Below are 14,231 nucleotides of genomic sequence, written 5' to 3'. Positions count from 1 at the left end.
GAAGGGGGTGTTAGGTGCTGAATATCATTGGCACGAATATATGAAAAAGAAGTATTTGTATATTTTTCGAGCATAGGAGGTTAAACTGTGATGATACACAGTCATTCGCTCACAACACCCTATCTATCTGACAAGACAATTCATCAGCTTTTTGAAAGTCAAGCTGAAAAAAACCCAGACAATCCTGCCATTATCCTAGAACAAGAAAAGCTTACCTATCAAGAGCTTAACTCCAAAGCAAATCAACTCGCACGATTATTGATTGAAAAAGGCGTTCAGACTGATCAAATAGTTGGTATTTTCATGGATCGATCGATAGAAATGGTTATTAGCATTCTAGCGATTTTAAAAGCTGGTGGGGCATATGTCCCGATCGACGTTGAATACCCGCAAGAGAGAATTCAATACATGCTAAAAGATAGTCAAACCAAAATAGTTTTAACCCAGCATGCTCTTGTTGGTCTTATCCGCGAAGCTGATTTCCAAGGTCAAGTTATTACTTTTGAAGATCCAGCAATTATGATGCAAGCGGAATTAAATCTTAATTTGGACTGCAAGAATACCGATTTAGCTTATGTAATTTATACATCTGGTACAACAGGAAGTCCAAAGGGAACCATGCTGGAGCATAAAGGTATTGTAAACCTAATCGATTACTTTCAAAAAATACTTGAAATTACACCAAACGACCGAGTCGGGCAATTTGCCAGCATCTCCTTTGATGCATCTGTATCAGAGTTCTTTATGGCATTGCTAACAGGTGCTAGCTTATATATGATTTCTAAGGATACGATAAACGATTTTGTAAGCTTTGAAACATTTATGAACCAGCATAAAATTTCGATTATCACACTGCCACCCACGTATCTTATTCATTTGAACCCAGAGCGCATTTTATATTTGCGTAAACTCATCACAGCAGGTTCAGCCACCTCTTTTCCCCTAGTGAATAAATGGAAAGATAGAGTAACCTACATGAATGCATATGGTCCAACCGAATCGAGCATTTGTGCTTCCACCTGGATAGCAAAAACAGAAGACGCAGGGCAGCAGGCAGTCCCCATTGGTTCACCTATTCAAAATACACAGATTTATATTCTCAATCCAAATTTAGAAGAAGTACCTTTTGGAGAAACGGGTGAACTATGTATCAGTGGGATTGGACTAGCAAGAGGCTATTGGAATCGTCCAGAATTAACTTCCGAGAAATTTATTACTCATCCGTATCTACCCGGTGAAAAAATGTACAAAACAGGGGATTTGGCGAAGTGGCGTTCAGACGGGACCATTGAGTATATAGGACGTATGGATCATCAAGTAAAAATTAGGGGACACCGAGTGGAATTGGGAGAAGTAGAAACTGTTTTATTACGGTATCACAAGATTAGAGAAGCCGCTGTCATTGCTAAGAAAGATGAGCTGGAACAAGCCTATTTATGCGCCTATTTTGTCGAAACAGAGCAAGTCTCACCTGCTGAACTAAGAGAGCATGTTGCAAAAGACCTACCCGTATATATGATTCCTTCCTATTTTGTACGCTTGGATAAGATGCCACTAACTCCGAATGATAAAATTGATCGAAAAGCCCTGCCTGAACCACATGCCTCTCTACTTGATACAACAGAATTTGAAGCACCGACTACTGAAATAGAAGCCATCCTTGCAGAGATTTGGCAGAGTGTATTAGGGAATAACAGAGTTGGTATTCATGATAACTTTTACGCTCTTGGAGGAGATTCAATTAAAGCGATCCAAGTAGCTGCTCGATTGTATGCCTATCAGCTAAAGCTTGAAACAAAGGATTTGCTCAAGCATCCAACCATTACAGAAATTGTCCCCCTTTTAAAGCAAACAAGTAAAAAGAGTGAGCAAGGCATTGTCGAGGGAGAAGTAGGATTAACTCCTATTCAGCAATGGTTCTTTGATCAACAATTTACTAACATGCATCATTATAACCAATCATATGTGCTTTCTCACCCGAATGGAATTGACGAGGTACTCATCCGAAAGGTATTTGACAAAATGATTGAGCATCATGATGCTCTTCGGATGGTATATAAGCGAGTAAATGGAAGGATTAAACAGATCAATCGAGGGAAAACAGGTCCACTATACGACTTTTTCACATTCGACCTAAGATCTAATCAAGATGTACAGCAAGCTATCTATGAGGAATCCTATCGTTTACACAGCCAAATAAATCTAAATGAAGGCCCATTAGTAAAGCTTGGATTATTTCATACCCAAAAGGGTGACCATTTATTTATTGCTATTCATCATTTGATAGTAGATGGTATTTCCTGGCGAATATTATTTGAAGATATTAGTACAGCTTATGCGCAAGTGTTGGAATCAAAAGAGATAGCTTTACCAGAAAAAACGGATTCATTTCAGGAGTGGTCCTTGGAAATTGAGAAATATGCTACTAGTAAGGAGCTTTTACATGAAATTCCTTATTGGCAAGCGCTCGAATCTATTGCAAAACCTACCCCTCTCCCCAAAGATTTTGAGAATTCCTTAGTCAAACAAAATAGTATCCAGCATATGAAAATGGAATTGTCAGTGGAAGACACGGGACATTTATTAAAAAACGTGAATCATGCTTATCAAACAGAAATAAATGATATTTTACTATCCGGGTTAAGTCTTGCACTTCTGGAATGGGCTAAAGTAGATCAAATCCTCATAAATGTAGAGGGGCATGGACGAGAGGATATTATCGAACAAGCTAATATAGCACGAACAGTAGGCTGGTTTACTTGCCAATATCCTGTTCTAGTAAAGATGGATAAATCAGATGATTTGTCTTATCACATAAAGAGTGTTAAAGAGAATTTGCGGAAGATTCCGAACAAAGGGATCGGTTATGAAATCTTAAAATATAAAACTGCAAAAGAAATAAACACTTCTCTTTCCTTTTCTCTTCAACCTTCGATTACTTTCAATTATCTGGGACAATTCGATTCTGATCTGGAGGGTCAAGGTTTTACCCGTTCACCATATAGTCAGGGAAATTCTCTTGGTGCGGATGGGAAGAACAATATCAGTCCGGAAATGGAAAGCAATATGGTTTTACATATCACTGGGGTGATTGAGAAAGGCAGGATGAATCTATCTTTTTCATATAGTGACCAACAATATAAGGAAGAGTCGATTAAACAGCTTGGCGATAAATACAAATATCACCTTCTACGCTTGATTAGACACTGTATGGAGAAGGAGGAAACTGAACGTACACCCAGTGATTTTAGTATAAAAGGTCTTGAACTGGAAGATGTGGACGATATTTTTGGGTTACTAGAAGAATCCATGAAGTAATCCTTAGAAGGATAGGTGACGAATGAAACGAGGTGTACTTACACTTTCCTGCTATTATTTTTTTAATAAAAGTAAAAAATAGAAATGAGGAATGCTGGGTGAGTACTTTTAGGAGAGAACTGGTTCAGGATATGTATATACTATCTCCTATGCAAGAAGGGATGCTGTTTCATTCCTTACTAAACGGGGATAATAACTCTCATTTGGTACAGATGACGATCCACATTCAAGGAAAAATGGATGTTGATTTGTTTGCAAAAAGTTTACAAATGCTGGTATCCAGATATGACGTATTTCGAACAACGTTTTTGCATGAGAAAATGAAAAAGCCAGTCCAAGTCGTTTTGAAGGAACGCGCCATTCCCATTCAATTTCATGATTTGAGTTCCTTTGACGAGTGGACAAAAATGGAACAAGCGGATCAAATGAAAAGAAAAGACCAAGAAGCTACGTTTCATATAACCAAAGATCCACTCATGAGAGTGATCATCCTACAAATGAAGGAAAATGAGTATCAGGTCATTTGGAGCTTTCATCATATTATTATGGATGGCTGGTGCTTCAGTATTATTTTTGATGAACTCATCCAGATGTATGATTCTTTAGTCGAAAATAAGCCTTTGTCACTACAACCAGTACAAGCATACAGCACCTTTATTGCATGGTTGGAGAAACAAGATCAAGAGACATCGCTTCAGTATTGGGCGGAATATATAAAAGATTATGAGCATCAGGCTGTATTGCCGAAAAAAGGTTCTTCTGGAGAAAAGACAGCGTTTTTGCCAAAGCAATATCATTTTTCATTTGATCGTGTGCTAACGCAGCAGTTACAGCAAATCGCTAAAAATAATCAGGTGACCCTACCTGTTATTTTTCAAACCATTTGGGGACTAGCACTGCAAAGGTATAATTCGTCAAACGATGTAATTTTCGGCTCAGTTGTGTCGGGTCGTCCAACTGATTTACAAGGAATCGAGAGAATGGTTGGTTTATTCATTAATACTCTTCCTTTCCGCGTTCAAACAAGTGCAGAGCAAGCCTTTTGTGAAGTAGTAAAAGATGTTCATCAAAGAACGCTAAGCTTCCAACAATACGAACATGTTCCTCTGTACGAGATTCAAAATCATTCTGAATTAAAACAAAACCTGTTTGATCATATTGTTGTTATTGAAAATTATCCATTAGTGGAAGAATTGAAAAAGAACAGTATCATGCAAAAGATTGGTTTTTCGATTCTTTCGGTCGAAATGTTTGAGCCAACCAATTATGATTTAACCATTATGGTTCAGCCAAGAGAAGAACTTCATGTTCGATTAGATTATAATGCTTTCGTTTTTACTACAGCGTTTATAAAAAAAATGGAAGGACATTTGAAGCAAATAGCAGCATGCGTGGCAAATAATCCAAATGTGGCTGTAAAGGATATTACGATGCTTACGCAGGAGGAATATCAGCAAGTAGTTGTTGAGTTAAACGACACAGAGACTCCGTATCCAGATAAGACCATTCATGAGTTGTTTGCAGAACAAGTAGAGAAAACCCCTGATCAGATTGCTGTTGTTTTGGAAAATAAACGCCTCACATATAGACAGCTAGATGCAAAATCAAACCAATTAGCTCGATTTTTGAGAAACAAGGGAATTGGTCCAGATCGGCTTGTCGGACTTATAATGGATCGCTCGATAGAGATGATGATCGGTATACTAGGAATTCTAAAGGCGGGAGGAGCATTTGTACCGATTGATCCTGCATATCCAGCCGAAAGAATTAGCTATACGCTGGAGCATAGCGGCGTGCAAATCCTTCTGACACAGCAACATCTCATGCATAAAAACCCTTCTTCAATAGAAACAGTAGATATCCAAGCTAGTAGCATTTGGTCAGAAAGCATGGACGATGTTGCAAACCTGAATTCCTCTCATGACCTGTTTTATATTATCTACACATCTGGAACAACAGGTAAACCAAAAGGGGTAATGCTAGAGCATAAGAATATGGTTAACTTAATGCAATTTACCTTTGCAACAACCAATATTGCATATAAGGAAAAGGTATTACAATATACGACTTGTAGTTTTGATGTATGCTATCAGGAAATATTCTCTACACTATTAAGTGGGGGAGAGCTGTATCTCATTACCGAAGATACCAGACGTAATGTAGAGAAGCTGTTCACTTTTATTGAACGGGAAAAAATAAGTATTTTATCACTGCCTGGCGCCTTTTTAAAATTCATTTTTAACGATAAAAGCTTTTCTAAGATATTTCCAACTTGTGTGAAACATATCATTACAGCCGGTGAGCAATTAGTAGTGACCCATGAGCTGAAGCGATATTTACGTAACAATCAGGTATATTTGCATAATCATTATGGCCCTTCAGAAACCCATGTTGTAACAACCTATACGATTGATCCTAACCATGAGATTCCTGAAATCCCGTCGATTGGTAAACCAATCTCAAACACTGGCGTTTATATTTTAGATAAAGAAAAGAAGCTACAGCCACACGGTATCGCAGGGGAATTATTTATATCAGGTGCCAATGTAGGCCGAGGATATATTCACAATTCGGAGCTGACTGCTGAAAAATTTAGTACCAATCCTTTTAAACCAAAGGAAAGGATGTATCGAACGGGAGATTTAGCCCGTTGGTTGCCAGACGGCAATATTGAATATTTAGGTCGAATCGATCAGCAAGTAAAAATACGCGGTCATCGGATCGAGCTTGGCGAAATCGAGTCCCACCTGCTCAATCATAAGGATATTAAAGAAGCAGTTGTCATGGATCAAATGGATGAAAAACTGACAAAGCATATAGTCGCATATCTTGTTTTAAGCAAAAAAGTAAGTATTATGGATCTGCGCAACTATATGGGGAAAACTCTTCCTGACTATATGGTTCCTTCATTCTTTGTGTCAGTAGACAAAATTCCTCTAACTCCTAACGGAAAAATTGATAGAAGATCCTTGCCAAAACCTGAGGGAACGATTGGAGCAGATGTAGCCTATGTGGCTCCATCCACTGAATTAGAACAAAAGCTAGCTATTATTTGGCAGGGTGTACTAGGTGTTCCCAGGATTGGCGTCCATGATCAGTTCTTTTCACTCGGCGGCCATTCTTTAAAGGCAATGAGTCTTATCTCTCTCATCCAGAAAGAGTGTGGGATTGATCTTCCGTTACAAATATTGTTTAAAACTCCAACGATCCAAGCCATTGCTAGATACTTGGAAAATGGCGGTAAAGAGGTAGACGAGAGGTATATTTCTATACCACCAGTTTCAGTCAGGGAATTTTATCCAGTATCATCTGCACAAAAGCGTATGATTATTTTACACCAGCTCTCAAAGGAAGGTACGGGATACAATATTCCAACCGTCATGATGATAGAGGGCCCTCTACAATATAAACGTCTTGAATGGGCAGTTGAGAGATTAGTGGATCGCCATGAAATTCTACGGTCTTCTTTTCATACCGTAAATGGCGAGTCTGTCCAACGAGTGAATCCAACTGTCAACATGAAAGTAATGTTTTTGGAGTCAAAAGAAGAGCATATTGACCTCATGATTGAGCAATTTATTCAGCCGTTCCCTCTTGAATCAGCTCCGTTAATACGAGTAGGTTTAGTTAAGGTGACGGAAGAGCGCCATTATTTACTTGTGGATATGCATCATATTATTTCAGATGGTGTATCTGCAAATATCTTTATACATGAATTAACCAAATTATATCAAGCTGAAACACTTCCTGAGCAACGAATCCAATATAAGGATTATGCTGTGTGGGAAAAGGACTTCTTCCAAACGGAAGCTTTTCACAAGCAAGAAGAGTTCTGGTTGACTGGATTTTCAGGAGAAGTAGCACCTTTGAATTTACCGACAGATTATCCAAGGCCTATGATTCAAAGCTTTGAAGGTGATCGCTACTCTTTTGAAATGGAAAAGGAGCTAGTAGATGGCTTGTATCGAATTGCTCAAGAGACGCAAACAACTCTCTACATGGTTTTACTAGCGATTTATAATGTGCTGGTTTCAAAATATTCAGATCAAGAAGAGGTTATGATAGGAACGCCAATAGCGGGAAGATCACATGCAGATACGAAAAGTCTGTTAGGCATGTTTGTCAATACATTGGTGATGAGAAATAAGCCTGTAGGAAGCAAAACATTCTCTAAGTTTCTAGCGGACGTAAAAAATAATGCTTTGCTTGCCTTTGAACATGCTGATTATCCGTTTGAGCTTCTGGTAGAAAAAATAAAGCTCCCGAGGGATTTAAGTCGAAATCCCTTGTTTGATACCATGTTTATTCTGCAAAACACGGAGCATACCATTTTTGAATTAGACGAACTAAAATGTACGCCATATGTTCCAAAAGGAAAGCACGCTAAATTTGATGTCTCTTTAGAGGTAAGTGAAGGTAACAATACATTGAAGTGCTGCCTAGAGTACTCCACGAGTTTATATAAGAAAGAAACAATAGAAAGAATGGCAGGTCATTGGCTTCAAATCATCCGTACAGTAGTGCAGAATTCAGAGATTAGCCTGTCTGACATCGATATGTTAACAGAAGACGAGAAACAGAAAGTGATCAAGCAATTTAATGATACGCAAGCTGTATTTTCTTCGGAGCATACGATCCAACAACTATTTGAACACCAGGTAGAAAGGCGATCTACTGGGGTGGCTGTTATTTTCGAGCAGGATCAGTTGACCTATCAAGAAGTAAATGAAAAAGCAAATCGGCTTGCGAGATTACTATGCCAAAAAGGGGTTCGGCCTAATCAACTAGTTGGCATTATGGTTGAACGATCATTTGATATGGTGATAGGCACGTTAGCGATTTTAAAATCAGGAGCAGCTTTCCTACCAATTGACCCTGAATATCCAGAAGATCGTATCCGCTACATGCTTGAGGATAGTCAGGCAAAATGGGTGATTGCTCAACCACACTTGATGAATAAGGTTGCATGCGATGCTGCGTATATTAATGTCTCGGAACCTATTTTAGCTGGTTTCGCTAGCACTAACCTTCCTCCTAACAGCCAACCAACTGATTTAGCATATGTGATTTATACGTCAGGTACAACAGGGAAACCAAAAGGAGTTATGCTAGAGCATACTGGTATAGCCAACCTTCAAGCATTTTTTGAAAATAGCCTAGGCATCAGTGAACAGGATTGCATTGGCCAATTTGCTAGCCATTCATTTGATGCTTCTGTTTGGGAAATGTTCATGGCTCTAACTACAGGTGCTAGACTAGCAATCATTTCCAAAGAGAAGATTTCCGATTTTATGAGATTCGAAGATTATATTACTTGCAAAGGAGTTAGCATACTTACTTTACCACCAACCTATGCCATTCATCTTGAACCAAAACATTTACCTACTCTACGTACTCTTATCACTGCAGGGTCTGCTACCTCATTTGGCTTAGTGGATAAATGGAAGGATAAGGTGAACTACATCAATGGATACGGTCCCACTGAAACCTCTGTTTGCGCGACATATTGGAAGGCAGAAGCAGAGAGTGAAAGAACATCAGTTCCGATTGGTATTCCTATGCAAAACGCTCACGTTTATATCGTAGATCAATATCTACAGCTTCAGGGTATTGGCGAGGTAGGCGAGATGTGCGTTAGTGGGGTAGGGCTTGCGAGAGGATATTGGAATCGACCAGAACTAACTGCTGAAAAATTTGTGGATAACCCATTTATACCCGGCGAAAAAATGTATAAAACCGGAGATTTAGCAAAATGGCTACCTGATGGAAACATTGAATACTTGGGGAGAATGGACCATCAAGTCAAAATACGTGGACATCGAGTAGAGCTAGGTGAAATCGAGAGTCTTTTATTACAGCATCCTGCCATACGAGAGGCTGTTGTTCTAGCACGTGATGACCATCAAGGACAATCATATTTATGTGCTTATATCGTTTCAAAGGAACAAGTCACGGTAACTGAGGTAAGGGAGTATGTAGCAAATGAATTGCCAAACTATATGATCCCGTCCTATTTTGTGCAACTAGATAAAATGCCGTTAACTCCAAACGATAAGATTGATCGTAGGGCTTTACCCGAGCCTGATAAAAATCAGGATTCAGGAAAATCATTTGATGCCCCACGAAACAAGATAGAGGAATCACTAGTAGATATGTGGCAAGCTGTTTTAGGGATTGAAAAGATAGGTATAAGGGATAATTTCTTTGAATTAGGTGGTGACTCACTCAAAGCAATGTCGGTGATCACACAAGTCCATAAAGCATTCCAAATTGAGCTATCTTTACAAATCTTTTTTGAAGCTCAAATAATTGAAGCTCTTTCAGAGTATATCTCTTTATCTGAAAAACAGCTCTACACGCCTATCCCAATTGTTTCGCGCCAAGAATACTACCCCGTATCGTCAGCTCAGAAACGGATGTACGTTCTTCATCAGCTTGAGGGGACAGGCATTAGCTACAATATGCCCGGAATGATGGTAATTGAAGGAGCTTTAGATAAGGATCGCTTCAAACGGGCATTGCAAGAAGTAATGAATCGGCATGAGAGCCTGAGAACTAGCTATCGGGTGGTGCAAGATCAAATCGTTCAGAGCATTCAGGAGCATGTAGAGTTTGACATGGAGTATATGCAAGCCCAACAACAGGAAATAAGTGAAATTTTCCAATCGTTTGTAAGGCCATTTGATCTTGTTGTCTCCCCATTATGTAGGAGCCGTCTCGTCAAGCTAGAAGAGGAACGACATTTGTTCCTGTTCGATGTTCACCATATTGCTTCAGATGGTACTTCGATTGGAATAATTCTGAGAGAGATTGCTGATATTTATGAGGGCAAACAGCTTCCTCAACTGCCTATAACGTATAAAGACTTCTCTTCTTGGCAAAATGAATTTTTCTTAACGGATGCCATAAAAAAACAAGAAGAATATTGGTTGAACAGGTTTGCTGGCGAGATACCTGTAGTGAATGTACCGACAGATTATACCAGACCAGCCGTAAAAAGCTTCGATGGCGATCAGTTCATGATGAGAACGGGAAAAGAGATATTTGATGGTCTGCAAAAGGTAGCGGCTCGGGCAGGTACAACGCGTTATATGGTTTTGTTAGCAGCGTATAATGTTCTACTCTCCAAGTATTCTGAGCAGGAGGATATTATTGTTGGTACCCCTATTGCTGGTCGGTCACATGCTGATGTAGAAAATATGGTTGGGATGTTTGTTAATACACTGGCGATGAGAAATAAGCCGGTAGGGAATAAAACCTTTCAAGATTTTCTTAAAGAAGTAAGACAGAATGCCCTACAAGCCTACGAAAATCAGGATTATCCATTTGATGAGCTCGTAGAAAAATTGCATTTGGAAAGAGACCCAAGCAGAAATCCACTTTTTGATACGATGTTTATTCTTCAAAATGGCGATGTGGAAACAAGAGTCTTTGATCAGCTTGTGATGCGCCCATATGAACAAGGGGATACCCTAGGAGTATCAAAATTTGATATGGCGTTTCATATGACGGAAGGACAAGACGAGATTGTATTCCGCATTGAGTATAGTACAAAGCTATTTACCCATAAGACTGTTGAGAGAATGGCAGGCCATTTCCTGCAAATTATACGGACCATTATTGCTAACACAGAGGTTACTTTGTCTGATATTGACATGCTAACGGAAGAGGAAAAACAACTGTTGCTAGTCCAATTTAATGACAATTCAGCCGTGTTCTCATCAGATCAAACGATTCATCAATTGTTTGAAGAGCAAGTAGAAAAGCATCCGCATGAAATAGCTGTTGTTAATGAACAGGTCCAATTGACGTATCAGGAATTAAACGCTAAAGCGAATCAGCTTGCAAGGCTACTCCGAGAAAAGGGCGTACAACCCAATCAATTAGTGGGCATCATGGTTGAACGGTCTCTAGACATGGTGATAGGTACCTTAGCGATTTTAAAATCAGGCGCGGCCTTCTTACCAATCGACCCAGATTATCCAAAGGATCGGATACGGTACATGCTAGAAGATAGTCGGACGAGATGGGTGCTTGCACAGCCTCATTTGATGAACGGTGTAGATTCAGATGCAGAATTTATCAATGTCTCCACGCAGCTACCAGCTACCATTGCTCCTACCAATCTAGTTTCTATCAGTCAACCAACCGATTTAGCGTATGTAATTTATACCTCTGGTACGACAGGGAAACCAAAAGGAGTTATGTTAGAGCACACCGGAATAGCAAATTTAAAAACGTTCTTTGAGGAGAATTTGGGCGTAACTAAAAAAGATCATATCGGTCAGTTTGCCAGCCAGTCATTTGATGCCTCTGTTTGGGAAATGTTCATGGCTTTAGTAACCGGGGCAAGGCTCGTTATCATTTCAAGGGACACCATTAACGATTTTGTCAAATTCGAGGAATTTCTGAACCAACAAAGGATTTCAGTTCTTACCTTACCGCCAACGTATGCTATCCATCTTCATCCAGAACATCTTTCTACATTACGAATACTGATCACGGCAGGTTCTGCTACATCGTTTGGCCTGGTCGATAAATGGAAAGACAAGGTAACCTATATCAATGGGTATGGCCCTACTGAAACATCTATTTGTGCTACGTACTGGAAAGCCTCTGAAAGATCAAGCATAGCTCAGTCTGTTCCGATAGGTGCTCCTGTTCAAAATGCACAAGTCTATATTCTAAATCAGCGCCATCAGCTACAGGGCATTGGTATAGCAGGAGAAATGTGTGTAGCAGGTGTAGGTCTAGCCAGAGGATATTGGAACCGACCAGAACTAACTGCTGAGAAATTTGTTGCGAATCCTTTTAACCCAAGTCAAAAAATGTACAAAACGGGGGATTTAGCACGATGGCTTCCCGATGGTACCATCGAGTATCTTGGTAGAATCGATCATCAGGTGAAGATACGTGGACATCGAGTAGAGCTTGGTGAGATCGAAAGTCTTCTGTTATTGCATCATCAGATCAAAGAGGCAGCAGTATTAGCGCGTGAGGATGAGCAAGGACAATCTTATTTATGTGCCTACTTGGTTTCTGACGAAGCATTGTCTGTAGCCGAGATAAGGGGATATCTAGCAGATGATTTGCCCAGCTATATGATTCCATCCTATGTTGTACAGCTCGCTAAAATGCCGCTGACACCAAACGATAAGATTGACCGCAGAGCATTGCCTGAACCAAATAAAAATTCTGATACAAAAAAAGCATACGACGCTCCTCGAAACGAATTAGAGCAATTGGTAACAGAGATTTGGCAAGACGTTTTAGGTATAGAGAAAATTGGAATTCGAGACAATTTCTTTGAATTAGGCGGAGACTCAATTAAGGCCATTCAAGTGCTGACTCGTCTGACTACTGCTGGTTGGAAATTAGAAATGAAAGATTTGTTCCAAAATCCAGCCATCGAGCATGTCATTTCTTATGTCACACCTAGCCGTAAAAAAAGCGATCAGGGTGTAGTAGAAGGAGAAATAGATCTCACGCCGATCCAGAGTTGGTTCTTCACAAATCAATTTACGGGTATGCATCAATGGAATCAAGCCGTTATGCTACACAGAGAAAAAGGCTTTGATCAAGAGGCAGTAGCACTCGCATTCCAAAAAATAGTAGAACATCACGATGCCCTACGTATGGTGTATAAACGTCAAAATAATAAAATCATTCAATGGAATCGGGGCATTGAGAATCATTTATTTGATCTTTACAGGTTTGATTTGGAAGAAGAAATCAATGTAGACAATAAAATCTTGGAGTTAGCCAATGAGATTCAAAGCAGTATTGATCTTACAGAAGGTCCATTGGTGAAAGTAGCGATTTTTCAAACAGGCACAGGAGATTATTTGCTGATTGTTATCCATCATTTAGTGATTGATGGTGTATCGTGGAGAATTTTGTTCGAAGACTTTTCTACCGCTTATTCGCAGGCACTTTTACATCAGGACATTACCTTGCCGGATAAAACAGATTCAGTGAAAGACTGGGCTATTCAAATGCAAAAGTATGCCAATAGTGAAACAATCATCAAAGAAATGGAGTACTGGGAGAATCTAGAGAAAACAGCAAAGATGACGATGCTCCCAAGAGACTTTAACGAAGTAGAAAATACGCAGAAGAACACCCATCTTCTTAAAACTGAGCTTACGAGCGAACAAACAGAGAATCTATTAAGAAATGTAAATCATGCGTATCACACGGAAGTTAATGATATTTTACTGACTGCGGTAGGATTAGCCTTTAAAGACTGGGCTCATACCAATCAAGTGATTATTAACCTAGAGGGACACGGACGCGAGGATATTGGAAATGATATGAATATTTCTAGAACCGTAGGCTGGTTCACCTCCCAATATCCAGTTGTATTAGATTTGGACGAGTCGGAGGACATTTCGCTTCAAATTAAGCTTGTAAAAGAAAACCTGCGGCATATTCCAAAGAAAGGGGTCGGATATGACATCCTGCGTTATCTAACGATTAAGGAGTTGCGACCTTCCCTATCGTTTGGTTTACAACCAGAGGTCAGCTTTAATTATTTAGGGCAATTTGATTCTGATGGAAAAGACGGTGTATTTGCACTTTCGCAAACCAATACAGGCAATTTGTTTAGTCCAGAATCTGAAAGACCATTTTTATTAGATATTTCATCTGTTGTTGAAGGACGAAAATTGCAAATTAGTATTGGATACAATAAGCTCCAATACAAGGAAGAGACAATTGCCACATTAGCAGAAACCTATAAAAAGTATTTGTTGCTAATCATTGAGCATTGCATGTCCAAGGAAGGAGGAGAATTAACCCCAAGTGATTTGGGCGATGATGATCTTTCATTTGAGGATTTAGAAAACATACTTGAGCTCATTTAATACATGATTCATGCGATTGTTCCTCCAATAGAGGATCACAGGCTATAG

General features: G+C 39.4%; 2 protein-coding genes. Both read left to right on the top strand.

Annotated elements, in window-relative coordinates; genetic code table 11:
* Window positions 1–90: 90 nt before the first annotated feature.
* Window positions 91–3,318, top strand: coding sequence for a non-ribosomal peptide synthetase (locus tag BRLA_RS11535; protein WP_003337613.1), 3,228 nt, complete (start codon window positions 91–93; stop codon window positions 3,316–3,318).
* A 98-nt stretch (window positions 3,319–3,416) separates the two neighbouring features.
* Window positions 3,417–14,183: a non-ribosomal peptide synthetase gene (locus BRLA_RS11530; protein ID WP_003337612.1), complete on the top strand. Its 10,767-nt coding sequence runs from the start codon at window positions 3,417–3,419 to the stop codon at window positions 14,181–14,183.
* The last annotated feature ends 48 nt before the right edge of the window (window positions 14,184–14,231 follow it).

The organism is Brevibacillus laterosporus LMG 15441 (assembly GCF_000219535.2).
In the GTDB taxonomy this organism is placed as follows: Bacteria; Bacillota; Bacilli; order Brevibacillales; family Brevibacillaceae; genus Brevibacillus_B; species Brevibacillus_B halotolerans.
The sequence above is the reverse complement of the archived record's forward strand: the minus strand, read 5'-3'. Positions and strand labels throughout refer to the sequence as shown.